19 protein-coding genes and 1 tRNA gene are annotated in these 23,284 nt (G+C 66.6%); 10 read left to right on the forward strand and 10 right to left on the reverse strand.

The window, feature by feature from the left end:
• Window positions 1–3,489: a hybrid sensor histidine kinase/response regulator gene (locus ACSVDO_RS16280; protein WP_489593403.1), complete on the reverse strand. Its 3,489-nt coding sequence runs from the start codon at window positions 3,487–3,489 to the stop codon at window positions 1–3.
• Between the two features lie 137 nt (window positions 3,490–3,626).
• Here ACSVDO_RS16280 and ACSVDO_RS16285 point away from each other — a divergent pair, with 137 nt between their 5' ends.
• The 4 genes from ACSVDO_RS16285 to ureC are packed head-to-tail and all read left to right on the forward strand — an operon-like array spanning window position 3,627 to window position 6,618.
• On the forward strand, window positions 3,627–3,929 hold the full coding sequence (locus tag ACSVDO_RS16285; protein ID WP_159911062.1) for an urease subunit gamma: 303 nt from the start codon (window positions 3,627–3,629) through the stop codon (window positions 3,927–3,929).
• A 21-nt stretch (window positions 3,930–3,950) separates the two neighbouring features.
• A complete protein-coding gene (locus ACSVDO_RS16290; protein ID WP_489593405.1) occupies window positions 3,951–4,559 on the forward strand; it encodes a HupE/UreJ family protein in 609 nt (202 codons plus the stop codon).
• A gap of 11 nt (window positions 4,560–4,570) precedes the next feature.
• Window positions 4,571–4,897, forward strand: coding sequence for an urease subunit beta (locus ACSVDO_RS16295; RefSeq protein WP_489593407.1), 327 nt, complete (start codon window positions 4,571–4,573; stop codon window positions 4,895–4,897).
• 2 nt (window positions 4,898–4,899) lie between these two features.
• Window positions 4,900–6,618 carry an urease subunit alpha gene (gene ureC / locus ACSVDO_RS16300; protein WP_489593409.1) on the forward strand — a complete coding sequence of 573 codons (1,719 nt, stop codon included), beginning with the start codon at window positions 4,900–4,902 and terminating at the stop codon, window positions 6,616–6,618.
• On the opposite strand, the gene ACSVDO_RS16305 is transcribed toward ureC, so the two are convergent.
• Entirely contained in the window at window positions 6,603–7,079 is a 477-nt protein-coding gene (locus tag ACSVDO_RS16305) for a gamma-glutamylcyclotransferase family protein (protein WP_489593411.1), read from the reverse strand. The two genes, ureC and ACSVDO_RS16305, sit on opposite strands and share 16 nt — an antisense overlap.
• 191 nt (window positions 7,080–7,270) lie before the next feature.
• Here ACSVDO_RS16305 and ureE point away from each other — a divergent pair, with 191 nt between their 5' ends.
• The 3 genes from ureE to ureG all read left to right on the forward strand — a co-directional run bounded on the left by ureE (window position 7,271) and on the right by ureG (window position 9,305).
• The gene (gene ureE, locus ACSVDO_RS16310) at window positions 7,271–7,858 is read left to right on the forward strand and encodes an urease accessory protein UreE (protein WP_489593412.1); all 588 of its coding nucleotides are present in this window, start codon (window positions 7,271–7,273) and stop codon (window positions 7,856–7,858) included.
• Between the two features lie 131 nt (window positions 7,859–7,989).
• A complete protein-coding gene (locus ACSVDO_RS16315) occupies window positions 7,990–8,649 on the forward strand; it encodes an urease accessory protein UreF (protein ID WP_489596423.1) in 660 nt (219 codons plus the stop codon).
• Window positions 8,646–9,305, forward strand: coding sequence for an urease accessory protein UreG (gene ureG, locus ACSVDO_RS16320; RefSeq protein WP_489593414.1), 660 nt, complete (start codon window positions 8,646–8,648; stop codon window positions 9,303–9,305). Before ACSVDO_RS16315 ends, ureG begins: the two co-directional genes overlap by 4 nt.
• A gap of 64 nt (window positions 9,306–9,369) precedes the next feature.
• On the opposite strand, the gene ACSVDO_RS16325 is transcribed toward ureG, so the two are convergent.
• Window positions 9,370–9,948 carry a DoxX family protein gene (locus tag ACSVDO_RS16325; RefSeq protein ID WP_489593415.1) on the reverse strand — a complete coding sequence of 193 codons (579 nt, stop codon included), beginning with the start codon at window positions 9,946–9,948 and terminating at the stop codon, window positions 9,370–9,372.
• Window positions 9,949–10,121: 173 nt separating this feature from the next.
• Here ACSVDO_RS16325 and ACSVDO_RS16330 point away from each other — a divergent pair.
• A tRNA-Ser gene (locus ACSVDO_RS16330) sits at window positions 10,122–10,209 on the forward strand.
• A gap of 192 nt (window positions 10,210–10,401) precedes the next feature.
• Window positions 10,402–12,078 carry a sensor domain-containing diguanylate cyclase gene (locus ACSVDO_RS16335; RefSeq protein WP_489593417.1) on the forward strand — a complete coding sequence of 559 codons (1,677 nt, stop codon included), beginning with the start codon at window positions 10,402–10,404 and terminating at the stop codon, window positions 12,076–12,078.
• Here the strand turns inward: ACSVDO_RS16335 and ACSVDO_RS16340 are convergent.
• The 7 genes from ACSVDO_RS16340 to cbiE all read right to left on the reverse strand — a co-directional run bounded on the left by ACSVDO_RS16340 (window position 12,075) and on the right by cbiE (window position 22,535).
• Window positions 12,075–13,151 (reverse strand): DUF697 domain-containing protein, encoded by a 1,077-nt coding sequence (locus tag ACSVDO_RS16340; RefSeq protein WP_489593419.1) that lies wholly within the window; start codon window positions 13,149–13,151, stop codon window positions 12,075–12,077. The genes ACSVDO_RS16335 and ACSVDO_RS16340 overlap by 4 nt on opposite strands.
• A gap of 113 nt (window positions 13,152–13,264) precedes the next feature.
• Entirely contained in the window at window positions 13,265–16,330 is a 3,066-nt protein-coding gene (locus ACSVDO_RS16345; protein WP_489593421.1) for a diguanylate cyclase, read from the reverse strand.
• Window positions 16,331–16,757: 427 nt separating this feature from the next.
• The gene (locus tag ACSVDO_RS16350; RefSeq protein ID WP_489593423.1) at window positions 16,758–19,193 is read right to left on the reverse strand and encodes a hybrid sensor histidine kinase/response regulator; all 2,436 of its coding nucleotides are present in this window, start codon (window positions 19,191–19,193) and stop codon (window positions 16,758–16,760) included.
• Between the two features lie 153 nt (window positions 19,194–19,346).
• Complete coding sequence (cobF, locus tag ACSVDO_RS16355; protein ID WP_489593425.1) at window positions 19,347–20,108, reverse strand: precorrin-6A synthase (deacetylating); 762 nt, start codon at window positions 20,106–20,108, stop codon at window positions 19,347–19,349.
• Window positions 20,108–20,902 (reverse strand): precorrin-4 C(11)-methyltransferase, encoded by a 795-nt coding sequence (gene cobM, locus ACSVDO_RS16360; protein ID WP_489593426.1) that lies wholly within the window; start codon window positions 20,900–20,902, stop codon window positions 20,108–20,110. Before cobM ends, cobF begins: the two co-directional genes overlap by 1 nt.
• On the reverse strand, window positions 20,899–21,345 hold the full coding sequence (locus ACSVDO_RS16365) for a cobalamin biosynthesis protein (protein WP_489593428.1): 447 nt from the start codon (window positions 21,343–21,345) through the stop codon (window positions 20,899–20,901). The genes cobM and ACSVDO_RS16365 overlap by 4 nt, the downstream gene beginning before the upstream one ends.
• Window positions 21,342–22,535 carry a precorrin-6y C5,15-methyltransferase (decarboxylating) subunit CbiE gene (gene cbiE / locus ACSVDO_RS16370; RefSeq protein ID WP_489593430.1) on the reverse strand — a complete coding sequence of 398 codons (1,194 nt, stop codon included), beginning with the start codon at window positions 22,533–22,535 and terminating at the stop codon, window positions 21,342–21,344. Before cbiE ends, ACSVDO_RS16365 begins: the two co-directional genes overlap by 4 nt.
• Between cbiE and ACSVDO_RS16375 the strand changes: the two genes are divergently transcribed.
• On the forward strand, window positions 22,534–23,280 hold the full coding sequence (locus ACSVDO_RS16375; protein ID WP_489593432.1) for a cobalt-precorrin-6A reductase: 747 nt from the start codon (window positions 22,534–22,536) through the stop codon (window positions 23,278–23,280). The two genes, cbiE and ACSVDO_RS16375, sit on opposite strands and share 2 nt — an antisense overlap.
• Window positions 23,281–23,284 lie beyond the last annotated feature (4 nt).

Raw genomic sequence — 23,284 nt, forward strand, 5'->3', positions numbered from 1 at the left:
TCAAGCCTTGTCATTCAATTGCGCGGCCATGGCCTCGAACTGGAACTGCTGCGCCTGCGCGCGCAGCCGCTGCCACAGCGCGGCGGCCTGCGGATGGTCCTGGGCCAGCTGGGCCAGCGCCTGTTCGACGCCGCGCATATAGCCCCATTCCAGCGCCTGGCGCAGCGCCGCGAGCGCGGCCTCGGGCACGCCCTCCAGGCCGGCATCGGCCGGCTGCACGCGCGCCGCAGGCAAGGCAGTCGCCGCCGGCGGGGCGCTGCGCCACACGAGTTCAAGCCGGTCCTCCAGCCACTGCAGCAGCTCGCTGTGGCGCACCGGCTTGACCAGGAAGTCCTGCGGCGTGATGCCCACGTCATTTGGCATTTCGCGATCGAAGGCATTGGCGGAGACTATGGCGCACGCGACTTCGCCCAGCGGCAGCTGCCGCAGCTGGCGCAGGCATTCCCAGCCGTCCATTCCGGGCATCGCCAGGTCCATGAAGATCGCCTGCGGCCGGTAGCCCGCGGCCAGCAGCGCCAGCGCCTCCTGGCCGTTGGCCGCGTGCTGCACCGCGAAGCCCAGCGGCACCAGCAGCTGGGCCAGCAGCTCGCGGTCGGCCTCCTCGTTGTCGACCACCAGCAGCCGGCGCGTCGCGCCCACGTAGCCCACGGGCCGGGGAACGGCGGGCAGCTGGGCCGGGCCGCGTTCGAGCGAGGGCAGGAACAGGCGGATATGAAAGGCCGCGCCCTGGCCCGGCTGGCTGCTGACGCTCAGCGCCCCGCCCATGAGTTCGGTCAGCATCTTGGCCATGGTCAGGCCCAGGCCCGCGCCGGCGCTGGACTGCGCGCCCGAGCCGCGCGCAAACGGCTCGAACACCTGGGCCTGCTCGGCCTCGCTCAGGCCAGGCCCGGTATCGATCACCGACACATAGGCCATCTGCCGGCTGTGGCGCACGCGCAGGGTGACGCTGCCGCGCGTGGTGAACTTGATCGCATTGCCCAGCAGGTTGAACAGGATCTGGCGCAGGCGCTTTTCATCGGTGCGCACCCATTCGGGCAGCGTGCCCTCGGGCTCGTAGTGGAAGACCAGCCCCTTGGCCGCGGCCTGCAGTTCGAACATGCCGGCCATCTCCCGCAGGCCGGCGGCAAACTGCATGGGCTGAACCTGCAGCGCGAGCTTGCCCGACTCGATGCGCGCGATGTCCAGCGTGCCTTCGATCAACGACAGCAGATGTTCGCCGCCGCGGCGTATCACGGCCACGGCCTGGCGCCGGTGGGGCGGCACGTCGGCGTCCTCGCCCATCAGCTGGGCATAGCCCAGGATGCTGTTGAGCGGCGTGCGCAGTTCGTGGCTGATGGCGCTGATGTAGCGGCTCTTGGCCTGGTTGGCGAGATCGGCCGCGCGGCGCGCGTCCTCGGCCACGGTGCGCGCATCTTCGGCGGCGCGCCGCGCCTGCTGCAGCTGGCCGTCGGTCGCGCGGTGCAGCGCGATCTCGCGCACCAGCAGTCCGGTCTGGCGATTCGACTCCTGCTGCGCGACCTTGCGGCTGTGCTGGGCCAGCACCAGCCACCAGGCCACGACGCCCGAGATCAGCAGCAGGCCCACGCCCACCTTGAGCAATACCGTCTGCAGCACGGCTTCGGCGCCGGGCAGCGCATTGGCCGGCAGGCTGCGCGCATGCGTCTGCAGCTCCAGCAGATAAAGCAGGCCTATCACCGCGGCCAGAGTGGGCACGATCAGCAGCATCAGCAGAACGAAGTGCAGCAGGCCCTTGTCAAGCAGCCGCCACATGCTCGCCGGCAGCAGCCGGCGCGCGGCCGCGCGCCACTGCACGGCCAGATGCGCCTGGGGCCGGCACAGATCGCCGCAGCGCGCGTCCAGCGTGCAGCACAGCGAGCAGATGCCGCCCTGGTAGGCGGGGCAATGCACCATGTCGGGCGCTTCGTATTCGCGCTCGCAGACCACGCAGCGCTGCAGCCGCGGCGGGCCGGCGCAGGCCGGCGCCTCCATGGCCGGCGCCGCCGTCGGCACCAGGTAGTAGCGCCCGCGCGTCCACCAGGCAATCAGCGGCGAAGCGATCAGCGCCACCAGCATGGCAATCACCGCCGAGAACGCCTGCGCCAGCGGCCCGAACGCGCCCAGGTGCGCGGCCACCGACAGCAGCGACGACAAGGCCATCGCGCCCACGCCCACGGGATTGATGTCGTAGAGCCGCGCGCGCTTGAACTCTATGCCGCGCGGCGACCAGCCCAGCGGCTTGTTGATCACCAGATCGGCAACCACGGCCATGATCCAGGCAATCGCCAGGTTCGAATACAGGCCCAGCACTTCGCCCAGCGCGCGAAACACGTTCATCTCCATCAGCATGAAGGCAATCAGCGTGTTGAACACCACCCACACCACGCGCCCCGGGTGGCTGTGGGTCACGCGCGAGAAGAAATTGCTCCAGGCGAGCGAGCCCGCATAGGCATTGGTCACATTGATCTTGAGCTGCGACAGCACGACAAACAGCGCCGTCGCGGCCACCGCCCAGCCGTAGTCGGGAAATACATAGTTGTAGGCCGCGAGGTACATCTGGTTAGGATCGACGGCGTGGTCGGGCGGAACGGCCTGCGAGATGGCCAGATAGGCCAGCAGCGCGCCGCCCAGCATCTTGGCCACGCCCAGCAGCACCCAACCCGGCCCGCCCAGCATCACCGCCCCCCACCAGCGCCAGCGGTTGCTGGCGTTGCGCACCGGCATGAAGCGCAGGTAGTCGGCCTGCTCGCCCATCTGCGTGATCAGCGCAATGCCCACGGTCAGACCCGCACCAAAAAGAGGCAGACTAAAGCCTGCCAGCTGGCCTTCGCGCTGCTGACTTGCACCCGGATAGTGCAGCACTTCGGAAAACACCCCAGGCTGGTGCATCAACACAAACGCAAACGGCACGATCAGCATCAGCAGCCACAGCGGCTGGGTCCACACCTGCAGCCGGCTGATCGCCGACACCCCGTGCGTGACCAGCGGAATCACCACCAGCGCGCAGATCAGATAGCCCCAGCGCGGCGGTATGTCGAGCGCGAGTTCCAGCGCATAGGCCATCACGGCGGCCTCGAGCGCGAAGAAGATGAAGGTGAAGCTCGCGTAGATCAGCGAGGTGATGCTCGAGCCTATATAGCCAAAGCCCGCGCCGCGCGTCAGCAGATCCATGTCGACGCCGTGGCGCGCCGCGTAGACGCTGATCGGCAGCCCGGCGGCAAAGATGATCAGCCCGGTGCAGACAATCGCCCAGAACGCATTGATGAAACCGTACTGCACCAGCAGCGTCGCGCCCACGGCCTCGAGCACCAGGAACGAGGCCGCGCCAAACGCGGTATGCGCCACGCCCCACTCCGACCAGCGGCGCCCGCGCTGCGGCGTGTAGCGCAGCGCATAGTCCTCCAGCGTCTCGGTCGCCACCCAGCGGTTGTAGTCGCGCCGCACCTTGACCACGCGCTGCTGCGCGGGCACGCCCGCGGTATCGGACGGCATGCAATGTGGTTCAGAAGGGGCTTGAATCATGGCAACAGGACTGCGTGCAGCTTCTGTGCCATGTTGCAGCATGGCACGCACCTTGCTGCAAACCAGCCATCTGCATCGCCTTGCGGGCCCGCGCCCGCCACGACGCCATGGAACTCACTCCTCGCGAAAAAGACAAGCTGCTTCTGTTCACCGCGGCCCTGGTGGCCGAGCGCCGCAAGGCGCGCGGGCTCAAGCTCAACTACCCCGAAGCCATGGCGCTGATCAGCGCGGCGGTGATGGAAGGCGCGCGCGACGGCAAGACCGTGGCCCAGCTGATGAGCGAAGGCCGCACGGTGCTCACGCGCGCCGATGTCATGGACGGCATTGCCGAAATGATTCCCGACATCCAGGTCGAAGCCACGTTTCCCGACGGCACCAAGCTGGTCACGGTGCACGACCCGATTGTCTAACCCCCTTTTCAAGCCTTTGCCATGCAAGCCAAACCCCTGATTGCCGCCGCTGCAGCGGCCCTCGCCGCACTGCCCATTGCCGCCCTGGCCCACCCGGCCGCGGGCGGCGCCCACAGCCACGGCCTGCTCGACACCGCCGCCCACGCCCTGGCCCACCCGTTCACCGGCGCCGATCACCTCGCGGCCATGGTCGCCGTCGGTGCCTGGAGCGCGCTCACGGTGCGCCCGGCCTGGCGCGCGCCCGCGGCGTTTGTCGCGCTGCTGGTGGCCGGCGCGCTCGCAGGCTTTGCCGGCCTGCAGCTGCCCGGGGTCGAGCCCATGATCGCGGCCTCGGTGCTGGTGCTGGGCCTGCTGCTGGCGCTGCAAAGGAAGATGCCCTGGGGCGCGGCGGCGACGCTGGCCGGCGTGTTCGCGTTCTTCCACGGCGCGGCCCACGGCTATGAGCTTGCGGGCGACTCCGGCCTCACGGCCGTCGCGGCGCTGGCCGGCATCGCGCTGGGCTCGGGCCTGCTGCATGTCGCCGGCATGCTGCTGGGCCGCATGGTGCTGCAGCGCCACCGCCTGCTCACGGCGCTGGGCGGCGCGGCCACGGCCGCGCTCGGTGTGTTCATGCTGACCCGCCTGGCCTGAGGAGAAAAGCCATGGTGCCCGGTGAACTGATTCTCGACGCGGGCGAACATGCCCTCAATACAGGCCGCCGCTGCACCACGCTGCTGGTGCGCAATGCCAGCGACCGGCCGATCCAGGTCGGCTCGCACTACCACTTTGCCGAAACCAATGCCGGCCTGGATTTCGACCGCGCCGCGGCCCATGGCATGCGGCTGAACATCGCCAGCGGCATGGCCGTGCGCTTCGAGCCGGGCCAGCAGCGCACGGTGGAACTTGTCGATTTCGCGGGCGATCGCCTGGTCTACGGCTTTCGCGGCCTGGTCCAGGGCGCGCTCGACCAACAGCCTGGAGACCTTTGAACATGGCCACGATGGAACGCCGCGCCTATGCGGAAACCTTTGGGCCCACGACGGGCGACCGCGTGCGCCTGGCCGACACCGATCTGCTGCTGGAAGTCGAGCGCGACTACACGCTCGCCGCGGGCAGCTACGGCGAGGAAGTGAAGTTCGGCGGCGGCAAGACGATTCGCGACGGCATGGCGCAAAGCCAGAGAAGCCGCGCGGAAGGCGCGATGGACACGGTGCTGACCAATGCGCTGATCGTCGACCACTGGGGCATCGTCAAGGCCGACATCGGCCTGAAGAACGGCCGCATTGTCGCCATCGGCAAGGCCGGCAACCCCGACACCCAGCCCGGCGTGGACATCATCATCGGCCCGGGAACGGAAATCATCAGCTGCGAAGGCTGCATCGTGACGGCCGGCGGCGTCGACACGCACATCCACTTCATCGCTCCCCAGCAGATCGAGGAAGCGCTGACCAGCGGCATCACCACCATGATAGGCGGCGGCACGGGCCCGGCCACGGGCACGTTTGCCACCACCTGCACGCCCGGCCCCTGGCACATGGAGCGCATGCTGCAGGCCGCCGATGCGTTTCCCATGAACCTCGGATTTCTGGGCAAGGGCAACACCAGCCTGCCCGCCGGCCTGCACGAGCAGATCGATGCCGGCGCCATTGGCCTGAAGCTGCACGAAGACTGGGGCAGCACGCCCGCGGCAATCGACAATTGCCTGAATGTCGCCGAACTCACCGACACGCAGGTTGCAATCCACACCGACACGCTCAATGAAAGCGGCTTTGTCGAGGACACCGTCGCCGCCTTCAAGGGCCGCACCATCCACACCTTCCACACCGAAGGCGCGGGCGGCGGCCATGCGCCCGACATCCTGAAAGTCGTGGGCCTGCAGAACGTGCTGCCCAGCTCGACCAACCCGACCCGGCCCTACACCATCAACACGCTGGACGAGCATGTCGACATGCTGATGGTCTGCCACCACCTCGACCCGTCGATTGCCGAAGACCTGGCGTTTGCCGAAAGCCGCATCCGCAAGGAAACCATTGCCGCCGAGGACATACTGCACGACCTGGGCGCAATCAGCATGTTCAGCTCCGACAGCCAGGCCATGGGCCGCGTCGGCGAAGTGATTCTGCGCACCTGGCAGACCGCGCACAAGATGAAGCTGCAGCGCGGCGCCCTGCCCGGCGACAGCGCGCGCCACGACAACTTCCGCATCAAGCGCTACATCGCCAAGTACACGATCAATCCGGCAATCGCCCACGGCATCAGCCACGAAGTCGGCAGTCTCGAAGTCGGCAAATGGGCCGACATCGTGATCTGGAAGCCGGCGTTCTTTGGCGTCAAGCCGGCGCTCATTCTCAAGGGCGGCAGCATTGCGATGGCGGCGATGGGCGACCCCAACGCCTCGATTCCCACGCCCCAGCCCGTGCATTACCGGCCCATGTTCGCGTCGTTTGGCGGTGCGCTGGCCCGGTCGTCGCTGACCTTTGTCTCGCAGGCCGGTCTTGCCAACGGCATAGGCGAGCGTTTCAAACTCGCCAAGACGCTTTCAGCGGTGAAGAACATCCGCGGCATAGGCAAGCGCCACATGCTGCTCAACGACTACGCGCCGGCCATGGAAGTCGACCCGCAGACCTACAGCGTGCGCGCCGACGGCCAGTTGCTCACCTGCGAGCCCGCGGTGTCGCTGCCGATGGCCCAGCGCTATTTCCTGTTCTGAGGAGAATCGCCTTGGCGCTGCGTCCACCAGGCCAGCCAGTCGTCGGTGTCTATCACCGCCCGCCCCTGCACGCCCGCGGGCTGGGCGACATAGATCAGCACCGGCATGGGCTGGGGCGGGCCGCCGTCCAGCGGCAGCAGCTGCACATCGACAATGTGCTTGGCATATTCGCCGATATCGACCGGCCAGATCTCCTCGACTTCATCGAGCTTGCGCTCGAGCGTGGGGTTGAGTTCATAGACTTCGGCCAGCACCTTGTAGCTGCCGTCCAGCACCAGGCCGGGGTAGGGACCGAGGTCATGCAGCTGCCCCGGCAGCCGGCAATGCCCGAGCCAACGCACATCGGGCTGCCAGCGCCTTATGTCATTGGAGCCGCCGCGGCGCAGGGTGCCGTATACGGCCACCTGCCGGCAGCCACAGGGGATATGGGGAGTAGGATTGAAATCAGTCGGGGCCGTCATGCGTGCATGCTAAAACGTTTTCCACGCTGCGCTGCGAAACGCCCTTCGACAGGCTCAGGGCGAACGGCAGTGACGCAGTGGAGATTGCGCTTGGCGCAGCGTGTCGGTTTTAACCGTTCGTCCTGAGCCTGTCGAAGAATGAACGTGCCCGCTCAAGTGCCCCATTGCCTCCCCCCAGTTCACCAGACCCAATGCTCTCCATTCAAAAACTCATCCCTCAAGGCAAAGGCCTGGCCCGCGTGCTGCTGCAGCGCGCCACGACCATTGAACTCGACTGGGACGTGCGCCAGAAAAGCCGTTTCGCGGCCACCGACTCGCAAGGCCGGGAGCTGGCCATCTTCCTGCCGCGCGGCCAGGCCGTGCGCGGCGGCGATGTGCTGATTGCCGAAGACGGCTCCATGGTGCGAGTGATTGCCGCGCCGCAGAAAGTGCTTTACATCACCACCTGCCCCGCGCATGGCACGCCCTTCGATCTGATGCGCGCCGCCTACCACCTGGGCAACCGCCATGTGCCTATCGAGCTGCAACCCGATCACCTGAAGATAGAACCCGACCATGTGCTGGCCGACATGCTGCGCAGCATGCACCTCACCGTGGTCGAGGCCGATATGGCGTTCGAGCCCGAAGGCGGCGCCTATGGCGGCCATGTGACCAACGACGGCCACAGCCACCATGCGCATGGCAATGCGCATGGCAATGCCCATAAGCATGACCACGGGCACAGCCACGATGATGAGCATGGTCATGTCCATGGCCCGGGTTGCAACCACGCGCATTGATTCACCAGACCATGGCCCTGCGTCTCCCCAGCCCCACCGCGCGCCCGCCCCTGCCCTGGCGCCGCCGCCAGGCCGCGGCCGCTGCCGAACAGGCCGCGCCCGCCGTCGCCCCGCACAGCCTGCTGCAGCTGATGTGGCTGGCCTCGCCGGCGCTGCCGATTGGCGGCTTTTCCTACTCGGAAGGCCTGGAGGCCGCGATCAGCAGCGGCTGGGTCGGGGGCGAAGCCGATGCCGCGCGCTGGATCGTGCAGCAGCTGCAGCTCACGCAGGCGCGCGGCGACATGGCGGCCATTGCCCAGGCCCTGCCCGCCTGGGCCGGCGATGACCGCGCGCGCCTGGCCGCGCTCAACGCCTGGGTGCGCCAGACGCGTGAAAGCAGCGAGCTGCGCCTGCAGACCGAACAGATGGGACGCTCGCTGATTGCCTGGCTGCGCAACCAGCATGCGGGCGACGCGGCGCGCCTGGACGCCATAGAGTGGCTGAGCGCGCAGGACGCGAGCTACCCGCTGGCATTTGCGCTGGCCGCGCATTTCAGCGGCGCCTCGGCCCGCCCCGCGCTGCTGGCCTATGCCTTTGGCTGGGCCGAGAACATGGTCCAGGCCGCGATCAAGGCCGTGCCGCTGGGCCAGAGCGCGGGCCAGCGCATCCTGGCGCAGCTTGCCGAACGGATTCCCGCCGCCGTAGACCAGGCGCTGGCCCTGCCCGATGCGCAGCGCCAGGCCTTTTCGCCCATGCTGGCCATTCTCTCGGCCCAGCATGAAAATCAATACTCACGACTGTTCCGCTCATGACTTCGCCACTTCACCATATCCCGAATCGCAGCAAGAAGCTGCCCCCGCTGCGCGTGGGCATAGGCGGCCCCGTGGGCTCGGGCAAGACCACCCTGCTGGAAATGCTCTGCAAGGCCATGCGCGAACAGTACGATCTGGTCGCGATCACCAACGACATCTACACCAAGGAAGACCAGCGCCTGCTCACCGTGAGCGGCGCCCTGCCCGCCGAGCGCATCATGGGGGTCGAGACCGGCGGCTGTCCGCACACCGCGATACGCGAGGACGCGTCGATCAATCTCGAAGCCATCGATCGCATGCTGGGCCAGTTTCCCGATGCCGACATCGTCTTCATCGAGTCGGGCGGCGACAACCTTGCGGCCACGTTCAGCCCCGAGCTGTCCGACCTGACGATCTACGTGATCGACGTAGCCGCCGGCGAGAAGATTCCGCGCAAGGGCGGCCCGGGCATCACCAAGAGCGACCTGTTCATCATCAACAAGACCGACCTGGCCCCGCATGTGGGCGCCAACCTCGAGGTGATGCGCGCCGACACCGAACGCATGCGCGCCTCGCCCAAGGGCCTCAAGCCCTTTGTCATGACCAACCTCAAGACCCAGGAAGGCCTGGCCCAGGTGGTGGCCTTCATTGAAACCCAGGGCCTGCTCAAGGCTTGAACGCAACGAGGATGGGCGCGCTCCATCCGGCCCAAATGCGTCTGTGGAACTCGGAGCAATGCGGTCAGAAGCTCTTCTTGATTTTTCCATCGATGGAGAAGAGTCCTGCGCCAAACGCGGCAAAGAAGAGATTGCCAATGGCCCAGATGCTGGAAAGCTGAATGGCCTTGTGCTGCAACAGCTCCACAAGAACCAGCCCGCCATCGGCCAGGCGCTTGGCGCCGCCGGGCGTGACAAATTCCGGGTTGGCCTTGAGCGCCTCGATTCCTGCGCTGGTGAGCAGCGGTGCCGCGTCGTAGGGAAAATGCAGGTGAAAGTACAGCGTCACCAGAAGCATGCCGGTGCTCGCCAGTGCAAACGGGCGCGTACACAGCCCGAGGATGAGCGAAATTCCGCCGACCACCTGCATCACCGCCAGCAGCGGCGAAAACAGCCAGCCGGGGTGAAAGCCGATCATCTCCACGAATCCGACCTGGCCCATGGGGTTCATCAGCTTGGGCCAGCCTTCATAGAGCATCCAGCCCCCCAGCGTCAAGCGCAACAGCAGCCAGGCCAGAGGCATCGCGAAATGCTGGTACATGTCGCCCAGCCGGGGAATGAAGAGGCTGTCGCGTGAAACATTGAAATCAAGGTTGTTCTTCATAGGAATGCCGCAAGAAGTGGTTTTCTCTGACCAAGATACGCGTCTTCGTGCGCGCGGATATTGAGCCAACGCAGGGGCGTGGCGAATTGCCCATGCATTCTTCAGCTGCGGCGCCCACGCAGCGCCCGCCCAGACCCCGGGCGCCGCGATCTGTGTGTAAAATCGCACCCTTCGGAGGTTTGGGTGAGTGGTTTAAACCAGCAGTCTTGAAAACTGCCGACGGGTAACTGTCCGTGAGTTCGAATCTCACAGCCTCCGCCACAGCACAAAAAAATCAACGACACGCTTGAGGGTTTGTCGCACATACAAAAGCCAGTTGCAGTATCTGCAGCTGGCTTTTTTGTTGCCAATGATTTGGCCTGAATCGGGTTGGCACTGACGCGTCCTGCGCATCAATGACACTTCCTGACTTTTGACCTGCGGGTGCATTGGTTACCATTCCTTCAAACGTGTATGGAGGGGGCCGTGAACCACGCATTGCCGCAGCAGCGCCGACGACCACGCGTACGCATGCTCATGCTGGCCCTTGCCTGGCTGGCATCGGTGGCCGGTCTGGGGTCGTGGATGTCGCAACGCATCGTCGCCGCGGAGCTGGACGATCTGGCGGTCAGCGCCGAATACGAAGCCCGGACCACGGCGCGCATCATGGACCGGCTGTTCACCGAAATGGTCAGCGTGACCAATATGGTGGCGCGCCAGGGGTCGGTGATACAGCTGGCCGCGCGCTACCGCACCGATCCTCCCGGTGCCGCCGATCTCACGCGCCAACAGCGCGCGCAGCAGTTCATCCGGGACCCGCTGGTGCGCAAGGTCGGCGACTTCATGAATGCGCTGTCCGGCGATCTGCGCTATGCGCGCATCTACCTGAACAACATGTCGGACGACACGGTGACGGCCAGCAACTGGGCCGATTCCGACAGCATCGTGGGCATGATCTACACAGGGCGGCCCTATCTCATGGACGCGCTGCGCGACGGCAACGGCCATTCGTTCGGCATCGCCAAGCTGAACAAGACGCCTTCCTACTTCGTCGCCAGCCGCATCGAGAATGACGAGAATGTGCCGCAAGGCTACGTCACGGTGAAGTTCGATGCCGCGGAAGTGGCGCGCTTTCTCGTGGGGCGCCACATCGCGCTGATCGTCGACAGCCAGGGGCGCGTGACCACGGCCTCGGCGGCGGCGTTCATGCTGCGCAATGCGGCGACGCTGCTGCCGCCCGATATCGCACGGTCTGCGGGCGCGCGCCCATCGCCGGACTCCGATGAGGAACTGGGCCGGCCGCTGGACGCGCAAGCGATGGCTGGTGCCGAACAAGCCGGCCAATGGTGGATCGACGGCAAGCCCTATCTGCTGCGCAGCGAGGCGCTTTCCAACACGCAATATCAGTTGCTGACGCTCGCGCCGCTGGACCATCTCGCTGCGATGCGCACGCAGCACCTGTGGATCGCCGGACTGGTCGCAGCCGTGGGTCTGGCGTTCATTTTGCTGTGCAGCCACATGATCACGCAGATGCACACGCGCCGCAAGGACGAGCAACATGCGGCCAACCACGACGCCTTGACCAACCTGCCGAACCGGCGCCATGTGCTGGCCCAACTGCAGCGATTGTTCGCCATCGCTCAACGCACGCAGCAATGGGTCATGGTGGCCTTCATCGATCTCGATGGCTTCAAGGCGATCAACGACAGCCACGGGCATGAGGTCGGCGACCAGTTCCTCGTCGAGGTGGGCCAGTGCTTGTCCACAGGCCTGCGCAGCAGCGACATGCTGGGCAGGCTCGGCGGCGATGAGTTCGTGGTGATCGGCCTGGCGGCGCCGCCAGCAGCCCAAGATCCGGATGCCACCATCAAGGCCATGCGCAACAGACTGGCGCCGCTGCTGATCGGACGCTACTCCTTCGACGAATGCTGTTTCGACTATGCGGGCGCGAGCTTCGGCATTGTCAGTGTCGATCCCGCAGTCAGCTCCCCGCAGATGGCTCTCAAGGCCGCCGACGAACGCATGTATGCGGACAAGCAGGCCCGGCGCGCGCAGCGTCAGCAGCCGGCTGGCGTGCACCAGCAGCCCACGCCAGCGCAGGCGCCCATGGAGGCAACGGCTTCTGCAGCCCTGACCCCTGGCCGCGCCTAGCGCGGCAGCTTCTTGCCCGGCTCCTCTTCCACCCTCGATTTCTCCTTGCGCTGGAACAGCCCTGCCGTCGAGTCCATGACTTCCGACGTCGCGTGCGAAATGCTGCGCCCCGCGCCCGTGACCATCGCTCCCGTGGCCGCCGTGGCACGTTTCGCGCCGCCGACCACCGAGCCGGCGGCCTTGCCCACCGCGCTGCCCGCGCCGGCCCACACCGACTTCACGATCTGGCCGCCCTTTTCCTGCGTGATCGCGCCCAGCAGCGCCAGCGCGGCCAGGGTCGCGCTGCGGCGCACGGCGGCGCGTTCGGGCCTGGCCAGCGGAGCGCAATAGCTCTTGGCGATCAGGCCCACGCGCAGGGTCAGAAAGGCGTTGGCCGAGCCGTTGGCAATGCTGTTGGCCAGCAGGTTGCCCACGCCTTGCAGCCCCGGCACCGCGGCCGCCAGCGAAGGCACGACCGAGTTCACCAGCGGGCCCGCGAGCTCGGCGAAATCGAGCTCTTCGAGGTGCGCGGCCACCAGCATCGCGCCGCCCACATTCGAATACAGATACCAGAGCTGGCGCGGCGAGGGTCGCAGGTTGTAGAGCGCGCCGATCTGCCATATCAGGCGCAGTTGCGTGCCCAGCACCACCAGTCCGTCCAGATGCCCGTTCTGCAGCAGCGCGGTGCTGACAAAGACATTGCTCGCCGTGCCGCGTATCAGGCCATCGGCCTGCGCGCTCAGTGCCAGCAAGGCGGCGGGAACATCACCGCCGGAAGCCAGCGCCGCGACGGCGCTGTCTGGATGCTGGGCCAGATGGCGTTGGAGCCAATCGGCGTAGTCGGCGTGTTCCTGCGCAGATGCGTCCACCGGCGGCTGCATGGCCTTGGGCAGGCGCAAAAGCAGTACCAGCGGATAAAGCACCAGAGCGCAGAAAAATGCCAGCAGCGACCAGAAGACGGGCTGGCCCGCACCCAGGTAAACGCGGTCGGCGGCGGCAGCCAGCTGCGTGAACGTGGCCACGACAGCGGCCACTGCGTACAGTACCGCCACGACCGACACCACGGCCAGGACTTTGACTAAGACTTTGTTCACGGCAGTGGAATCTTTGCAGCTTTGGCAATGCACGGTCAGCAGCACAACGGCTGACCCAGGCGACAAGCATAGCGGCTCCGGTAGGCATTGGGGATTGCAGGGCGCCCGATCTTTCATTTCGCCTCAAGCACGACTGGCGTCTGCGGTGTCCAATAAGTCGTCCGATTGCGCCCGTTTCGCTTTGAGTAATACATCGCCGCATCTGCCCGCTCAAGGCAGCGCTCAACCGATGAATCACGCTCGCCCATGGGGCACACGCCCAGGCTCACCGTGAATCGAATCGGCTCCTGCCCTTGCACGGCCACGGCAAGATGCGCCACCGTCTCGCGCAGGTTTTCCGCCCGCCGGAACGCGGCTTGTTGGTCGACATCGGTGAGCAATACGGCGAATTCCTCGCCCCCCAGGCGTCCCAGCATATCGTCCTTGCGCAGCTCCTTGGACAACGCAATCACCAGGTGCTTGAGCACCTCGTCGCCCACGGCATGGCCATAAGTATCGTTCACATGCTTGAAGTGGTCGATATCCAGCATGATCAGGGCCGATGGTCGGCCAAGTCCCAGCCGCAAACGCTCCAGTTCGGACTCCATCCGGCCAATGAACGCCCGGCGATTATGGGCGCCCGTCAGGGCGTCCGTGGATGCCAGCGCCTCGAGTTGCGTCTCGCGCAGTTTGTAGTCCGAGACGTCATGGAAAACCCAGCAGCATCCGAGCAGGCCGCACTGCGTGCGCAGCGGCAGCTGTTCAATCTGTATGTGCCGGCCATCGGGCAATGCATGTATCACCCGTCCCTCGCCCGCGGCGCACGCGTTGGCGTTCTCCTGCGCATCCTGCGCCAAAGCCTGCGCCATCGCGGCGGGCAGATGGGGCAGCAGCACCTGCGTCGTATTGCCAACCAGATCAGATACGCCCAGCGCAAGATCAAACATCGCCACCAGCATCTTGTTGATGGCCACTATCTTCTGCCCACTGCCCTCTGTCACCAGGATGCCCGAGGGGAAGTGCTCAATGATGGCCTCCATGCGCTGTTGTGCCTGCTGAAGTTCTTTTTCCGCCTGGTGGCGCGCATCGATATCGAACAGCGTCCAGATCACGTTGCCGTCGGGATCCTCGGGATCCAGCAGGGTTGCCTGCATGTCGAACCAGCACAGGCGCCCGCCTGCGACCTGCATCGCCCACTCAGTGCGCACGGTTCCCTGAAGCTGTAGGCATTCGTACACTGCAGCGAAGCGCTCGAAGCTCTCGCTCGATGCGTGCAGCGCGCGGAAAGAGGAAAGCGGCGACTGCGCGCCCGCCGGAATGCCAAAGACCTTGGCGGCACGGCCATTGGCATAGACTATGTCCCTTTTGTGGCTGGCCACCAGTACCACGGCCGTGCCGCGCTCAAGCAGCGCGCGCACCATATAGGCCTGCTCCACCCGTTCATGGATATCGGAATGCATTCCCATCACCCGCAAGGCCTGCCCACCTTGCGCGCGCTGGGTGACCTCTCCGCGCGACTCCATCCATCGCCACGTGCCATTGGCGTGGCGCATGCGCATCTCCACGCGGAACGGCTCGCCATTCTCCAGGTGCCGCTTGAGCAGCGACTGCACGCGTGACTGATCCGCCGGATGCAGGCACTGCAAGAAATCGGCCAACGTGAATGCGCCCATGGACTGATCTGGCATGCCCAGCATTTCGTAGCACCGCGCGTCCCAGAGCACCACATCCTGAATGCAATCCCATTGCCACAGTCCATCGCGCGCCGCGCCAATCGTCAGCCGCAGCCGCTCCTCGCCGCGGCGCAGCGCTTCGCGCAGAATCTCGTCCTGCGTGACATCCAGGATATAGCCATGCCACAGCACCGAACCGTCCTTGAACAGTTGCGGCCTGGCGTGGCCCTGGAGCCAATGCGTGGCGCCATCGGGACATTTGACACGGTACTTGTGCGCCCAGGCGCTTCGGCCGCGCACCGCTGCGTCGATAGACTCCCGCAGCGCACGCAGATCCTCCTTGTGGATGCGCTGCGCCAAGCGCGCCAGCTTTTCGCGCGCACCCGGGCCATCAATGCAGTGCATGGCGTAGAAACCGGGATTGGTGAACGGCAGGACATGCCCTCCTGCGGAGTCCACGCGATACTGGAACAGACCTCCGGGCACCTCCTGCGACAGGTGCATGAACCTCTGCTCGGCTTGTATGCGCTGATCCTCCTGGCGCCAGCGCTGAAGTGCCAGCCATGCGGTCAGCAAGGCGCCGGCGAAAATCAGCAAGGTGCCTGCGCCATTGCGCCAAAGGCTTTGACTTATGGTGTCATTCAACGGACCGAAGGCCGCTTGACGATCCAGCCCGGCGCTCACCATGACGGGAAAGCCGCCCACCCGGGTCCAAGCGTACAGGCGCTGTATGCCGTCAACCTCGGACAGCGCTTCGTAGTGGCCTTCCGGGAGATCGGGGGCAAACAGCGCCATCCGCTCGGCGGACAGCCCTCTCCCCAGGACCCGGTCTTGCTGTTGAGAGCGCGCCAGGTAGGTTCCATCCTCGCGCAGCAGCAAGATCACGTCGCGCGGGTGATCAAAGATGGCCTGCAACTGCCGGGACAGATACTCCGGAGACAGCGACAGCACCAGCACGCCCGCGAATTGGCCCTGGCGTTGCAGGGCGCGACTGAGTTGAATGCTCCACTGCCGGGAAACGCGCCCCTGCACGGGACGCCCTATAAAGGTGCCCTGGGTCAAGCCTTTGAGATGCGCCTGGAAATGCTCGCGGTCGACGACCGAGATCGGCGACGTGGAGCGTGCCGAGTCTTCCAGGCTCGAATACACCACATGTCCCTGCGCGTCCACCACGGACACCTGCACGATGGTTCCGGGTGGGTACGCCCCTTGAACGCTGGCCACGGCGCGTTCAAACGCCAGAGGATCGCCAGACTCAAAATCGCGGGCCATCTCTCCCAGGGAATAGTCCAGGCCCGAAAGCATGGCCCCGACATGCGCGGAAATAGCATGGGACATCTGGGTGACCCGCAGCCACGTCTGCTCCTGCGTGTAACGCTGCATGTATTTGTGACTGGCCAGAAGCGTGGCCCAGTACACACCGGTAGCGAACACAAAGAAGCAAATGCCGATGATGATGGCCAGGGATGTTCTGGCACGCGAGCGAGAAGACTCGCCAGGAGGTGAATCAGTGAAGCGAAAAGACATGAACCGAATGAGAAAAGCGAAAAAACCTGCGATGCAAGCCACCCACAGCCACGCACTCGGCGACCTGGCACTCCTAAGCGCAACAAACTAAACGGCCTGAACAAGGATAGAGCTCCCCCACCGGCAGAGACCGAGCATATCCAGACGCGCGCGCTGCGCATGCTACACCGACAGACACGGCACCGCCTTCGGCCATCGGGCGCCTGGACTCCGCTGGCAGGTGATCTTCATCTGGCCAAGTTCCTTGAGGGTTCTGGTGGCGTGGCAACTCCCGGTCTCTCAAACTCGACTCGCAGGAACACATACAACCTATTGGACCTTTGCACCCAGGCTGCGCGCAGGCGCCGGCCTGGCCGCCCACCCGGTCCTGCGCCGCCCGCCAGCGGCCGCTGCGTCGGGCAGGCCCCTGGCACTTGGCAGCCTGCACTCACTGCAGGCGCAATAGCACTTCCTGCAGCTCGTCCATCCCCACGGGCTTGACCAGGTGGCTATCGATGCCCGCCTCGCGCGAGCGCCGGCGGTCATCCTGCTGGCCCCAGCCGCTGACGGCCACGAGGGTCGGGCAAGGCGTGTTCTCGGCGCGCACGCGACGCGCGAATTCAAAACCGTCCATGCCCGGCATGCCGATGTCGAGGAAGACCAGATGGGGTGCGAATTCCGCGGTGGCGACCAGGCCGGCAGCGCCGTCATACGCGGCGCGCGCATCCATGCCCATCAGTTCCAGCAGCATGCGCAGCCCCTCGGCCGCGTCGACGTTGTCGTCGACCACGAGCACGCGTTTGCGCTCCATTCCATCGGTCGCTTCGGTCGCGTAGCTCGCGTCTGGAGCCGGATCGGGCGCGGCGGCGGCCGGCGTGGCGTGCAGCGGCAGCCGCACCGTGAAGACGCTGCCCAGGCCGGGCCCTTCGCTGCGGGCGTCCACCTGGCCGCCCTGCATCTCCACCAGGCTGCGCACCAGCGTCAGGCCCACACCGATGCCGCCTTGCGCCAGATTGGATGTCTGCGGCGACTGGGCAAACAAATCGAAAATGCGCGGCAGCATGTCATGCGCAATGCCCCGGCCGTTGTCTTCGACGACGATCAGCACATCGCTGCCATCTCGCCGCGCGCGCAGCGCGATGCGCCCGCACTGATCGGTGTACTTGGCAGCGTTGTTCAGCAGATTGGCGATGATCTGCGACAGCCGCACCGGGTCGGCATGCACGGTCAGGATCTCGTCCGGGAGATCGAGCGAAAAATGGTGCTGCCCGGCGTCGAGTTGCGGCCGGCTGGTCTCGAGCGCGCTGCGCAGCGCATCGCTCACGTTCACGGCTTCGGGCCGCAGCTCCACCTTGCCGCCCGCGATGCGCGAGACTTCGAGCAGATCGTCGACCAGGCGAACCATGTGGTCCACCTGCCTTTGCAGCAGCGGCACAAGGTGGGCCGCGGTCTGTGGGTCGCCCTGCGACAGCTGCAGCACCTGCAGGCCGCTGCGCACCGGCGCCAACGGGTTGCGCAGTTCATGCGCGAGAATTGCGAGGAACTCGTCCTTGCGCCGGTCCACTTCGCGCAACTGCGCCTCCTGGCGCTTGCGCTGCGAGACATCGTTGAACAGCACGGCCACCTGGCAGTCTTCGGGCGCTCCTATGCGAAACGCATAGACATCGTAGTGGCGCTGCAGCGCTTCGGCTGGCAGCTCGAAGCGCCGGGACTCGCCGGTCTTGGCGATATGGCCGTAGACCTCGAACCACCAGCGCTCATGCTCGGGCGCAATCGACAGCATGGAGCGGCCGACGGCGTCGCTGATGCCCGTGTGCCGCTCGAACGCTTGGTTGACTTCGAGGAAGGTGTAGTCGCGGCCGTTGCCGTCGGCGTCAAATTCCATGCGGATCACGCAGTAGCCTTCGTCGATGGAATCGAACAGCGTGTGGTAGCGCTGCTGGCTGACGCGCATCGCCTGCTCCGCGCATTTGCGCGAGCTGATGTCGCTGGCGGCGCCAAACCACTCGATCACTTCGCCGTTGTCGTCGAGCACCGGAACCGCCCGGGAATGCGTCCAGCCTATGGTGCCGTCGACGCGGATCACGCGGTGCTCGAGCTCGAACACGCCCTTGCGCTGCACCGCGTCGCGCACCGCCAGCGAGACCACGGCCTGGTCTTCCCGCGGGATGTACAGATCGAGCCAGCGGTCCGTGGGCGCCTCGGTGTCGCGCAGGAATTCCTGGCCTTTGAGATGGCGCATTTCGGCCCAGTCGGGACCCATGCGGTAGACCACATCCGAGGTCGCACCGAGAAAGCTGCGAAAACGCTCCTCGCTCTGCGCCACGGCCTGCTGTATCGCATGCCGCTCCAGATAGTCGCCCATCTGGTGGGCAAGCAGCTTGAGCAGACGGAATTCGACTTCGCCGGGCGGCTGCTCGTAGGGGTAGAACATCGCCAGCATGCCCAGCAGCACGCCGGCGCGATTGCGCAGCGGCAAGGCCACCACGGTCTGCCACCCGGCCTGGCGCGACAGCCCCAGCCAGGGCAGCGCAGCGGCCTGTTCGCCGCCCTGCGGCGCAGCGCCATCGAGGCCATGCGCGAGGAAATGCGTATCGTGCAGCGATGCCACCACCTCTTGAGCCCAATGCGCGGCCTGCGGCGTCTTCAGCAGCGCAGCGGCAGGCGCGGCGAGATTGAAAGCCATGAACTCGGGATCTTCGGACGGCGGGCTGAAGACGTACAAGGCCGCTGCATGGGCATCCACCAGCTCACTTGCGGCTTCCAGCAGGCGCTTGAGGCACTCGGGCCGGTCCGTGGTCTGGCGTGCGCAGAAGCTTGCAACCTCATAGAACCGCGTGATGACTTCGAAGTCGCGCTCGGTGGCGCGCTGGCGTTTAGACATGAGGTTTCCTGAGGGGCATGGCGAAACGAAAATGGCAAGGCCGGGCAAAACATTCGGCGCAACGGAAAAAACAATTATCCATGCATGGCCGCCCGGAACGCACCGGCGGGTCAAGAAGCCATGGCGTCTCGAACGCCGCCGTGGGTGCGGCCTTCAGCTGCGCTTGCCCGGCCTGCGCAACAGATAGATATCCATGATCCAGCCATGCGCCTGGCGTGCCTGCGCGCGCCGGGCACTGATCTGCGCCGCGACCTGTGCGAGCCGGCCGCGCAGCAGGATCTGCTGCGGCATGCCCAGATAGGCGCCCCACCATATTTCGACATCGGGCTCGCTCACCTGTTCATAGGAACGCTGGCCGTCGAGCATCACGACCAGCGTGTCGACGCCAGGCGGCCAGCCATGGTCGCGCAGCTGGCGGCCCGTGGTCACCAGAAACGGCGCGCCTATCTCGTTGAGCGCAATGCCATGCGCGCTGCACAGCACCTGCATCGAGGTGATGCCAGGCACCACCTTCACCTGCTCGGACCGCAGGCCCAGGCGTGAAGCGATGCGCAGCGTGCTGTCGTAGAGCGCCGGATCGCCCCAGACCAGCAGCAGCACGCGGCCCGCGCCCGAAGGCAGATGCGCCGCGAGGCTTGCCTGCCAGCGCCGCGCGATGGCGTCATGCCACTCATCGACCTGGTTGTCGTAATCGTCGCCGGTCTGGCGCCGCTGGGGCATGTCGAAATGCGCAATCCTGCCGCCGTCGACGCCGAGCTGCTGCAGCAGCGCCAGCCGCACCTGCGCCAGCTCGGCCTTGTTGTCTTCCTTGTGCGGCAGCAGCACCAGATCGGCGCCGCGAATGGCGTTCTCGGCTTCGCGCGTGAGGTGATCGGGGTTGCCGGTGCCTATGCCGACCAGAAACAGTTCCAGCATCAGCTGCCCTCTCGTCCCGCGGGAAAGCGCGGCTCGTCGCCGCGCGGCCGGTAACGCCGGTCATAGTCGTTGGCGTAGAGCCGGCTCAGGCCGAAGCCTTCCTGGCTCAGCGTGCGGCCCACGAGAATCAAGGCGCTGCGCTGCAGCGCATTCGCCTGGGCGGCCGCAGCAAGCTCGTCCACGCGCGTGCGCACCACCAGCTCGTCGGGCCAGGATGCACGCCAGACGATGGCCGCCGGGCAGTCGGCGCCGTAGTGCGCGAGCAGCTCGCGCTGCACCTCCTCGGCCATGTGCACCGACAGGTGGATGGCCAGCACCGCACCCGTGGCCGCGAAGGCCGCGAGCGTCTCGCCGCTGGGCATGCTGGAGGCCCGGCCCGAGGTGCGCGTGAGCACCACCGTCTGGCACGATCCCGGCAGCGTCAGTTCGGCCTCGAGCGCCGCGGCCGCCGCGCTGAACGAGGGCACGCCGGGCGTGACCGTATAGGGAATGTCGTGCTCGCGCAGGCAGCGCAGCTGCTCGCCCATGGCCGACCAGATGCTCAGATCGCCCGAATGCAGACGCGCCACGTCCTGGCCCTGGCCATGGGCGGCACGCATTTCGGCAACGATGTCTTCCAGTGACAGCGGCGCGGTGTTGACCAGGCGCGCGCCCGGCGGGCAATGCGCGAGCAGCTCGGTGGGCACCAGCGAGCCCGCGTACAGGCAGACCGGGCTGGCAGCCAGCAGATCGCGCCCGCGCACGGTGATGAGGTCGGCGGCGCCGGGACCGGCGCCTATGAAATGAACGGTCACAAAGGAACTCCTGTTTCCAAAATTCGGGAAGGCCAGTCGAGTCGTGCAACGGCCAGCGTGGCCTGCCGGTCTACGGACACGACACGCCGCAGCACCAGCGTGATCTGCGGCGCCGGCGAGCCGGCCTGGCTGCGCGCCGCATGCAGCGCCAGCGCTTCGCTGACGCTGCCGGTCGCAAAGCGGCCCACGAGGCGCGGCGACAGCGACGGCGTGGCGATCCGCGCAATCGCGCTTTCTGGCCAGGCCTGCAATGCGGCATGCGGCACGGCCCCGGCGGCCCACGCATGAAACGCCGCCCAGGCCGGCGTCTGGCGCCTGGATTCAAGCAGCGCAAAGGTGCATAGGCCCGGCGCCAGCAGGGCGCAGGCCTGGGCCCAGCAATCGGCAAACGAGGCCTGCTGCGCCGCGGCGCGAAAACCCCAGCCCGCAAACCACGCTGTCATGGATTCCAGGCCCACTGCACCACGGGTCGCGCCGCATTCCACGACTGCATGCGGCCCAGCGGCTGGGCTTCGCTCCACTGCAGCTGCAGCAGCTGGCCGCCATGCACGCGGTGCAGGTCCATCAGCAGCGCCTGGGTTTCCAGCGCCACGGCATTGACCACCAGGCGCCAGGGCGCGCTCAGCCGCGCGCGCAGCGCATCGAACAGCGCGCGGTCGAAGCCGCCGCCGACAAACACCGCCTGCGGCGCAGGTCCCAGGGTGTCCAGCAGCGCCAGCGAATCGCCCTGCAGCACCTGCAGCTCCACGGCATAGCGCGCGGCGTTCTGGGCAATGCGCGCCGCGCGTTCGGCATGCTGCTCCACGCACAGGGCCTTGCCGCCCGCGAGGCACCATTCGACGGACACCGAACCCGAGCCCGCGCCCAGATCCCACAGCAACTCGCCCGTGCGCGGCGCAAGCAGCGCCAGCGTCAGCGCGCGCACCGGGCTCTTGGTGATCTGGCCGTCGTGCAGGAAAGCATCGATGCTGCGGCCCGGCACCTGCACGAAACCATTGCCGCCGCCGGCCTCGAACGCCGCGGCCACGGGCGCGGCCACCGGCGTCTCGACCAGGCCCAGCGCAAGTTCCCCGGCTGTTCCCGCGCGGATACGCTGGGCCTCGCTGCCGGCCTGCGACACCAGCCACATGCGGCTCGCGCCCCAGCCATGCTGCTGCAGCCAGGCCGCGATGGCCTGCGCCGCGGCGCCGTCGCGCAGCAGGCAGATGAAGCGTTCGCCTTCGGCCAGCAGCGGCGTCAGGTGTTCAAAGCTGCGCGCATGCAGGCCCAGGCAATGGATCTGCTCCTGCGACCAGCCCAGCTCACCCGCAATCCAGGAGAATGTCGACGGCTGCGGATGGTTGCGCCACTCGCCCACCTGCAGATGCCTGGCCAGCGACGCGCCCGCGCCGAAATGAAACGGGTCGCCCGACACCAGCACGGCAACGCGCGTCTGCGCGCGCAGCCGCAGCACGGGCGCGACGCTGAACGGCACAGGCCACAATTGGCCGCGCGCGCCGACCTGGGCCAGTTCCAGGTGGCGCGGGCTGCCGAACACCACGCTGGCATCATCCAGATCCCGGCGGGCCGCGGCGCTCAAGGCGTCCAGTCCCGACGGGTGAATACCGATTATCGAAAGCCAGGGATTGGCCATGACACAGGTTCTCCTCTTAGGCGGCACGTTGGATGCACATGTTCTCGCGACGCAGCTGCAGGCCGCGGGCGTGGCGGCGACCTACTCGTACGCGGGCGTGACGCGCACGCGCCGCACGCCCCCCCTGCCCACACGCGTCGGCGGCTTTGGCGGCGTCCAAGGCCTGGTGCAGTATCTGCAGGCGCAGCGCATCAGCCATGTGATAGACGCAACCCACCCGTTTGCCGCGCAGATGAGCCGCAATGCCATCGATGCCTGCGCCGCGCTGGGCATTCCGCTGCTGGCCATGGAGCGCCCGGCCTGGCAGGCCAGCCCCGGCGACCAGTGGCTGCATGTGGCCGACATGGACGCCGCAGCGCTGGCACTGACGCCGCAGATGCCACGCGTTTTTCTGGCCATAGGCCGCAAGCAGCTGGCGGCATTCGCGCCCCGGGCGGCAGACCACCATTTCGTGCTGCGCGTGATCGACCAGACCGATGAAGCCTTGCCGCTGCCCGCCGCGCGCTGCACGCTGCTGGTCGCGCGCGGGCCGTTTGCGCTCGACGACGAGCGCGCGCTGCTGCAGCGCCATGCGATCGACTGCATCATCAGCAAGAACGCCGGCGGCGCCGATACCTACGCCAAGATCGAGGCGGCACGCGAACGGGGCCTGCCGGTCATCATGGTGGACCGTCCCCTGCTGCCCGCACGCCTGCGCTGCGAAATGCCGCAGCAGGCGATGCAGTGGCTGACCAGCCAGCGTTGACGCT

It is taken from the genome of Comamonas sp. DB36 (assembly GCF_057914905.1).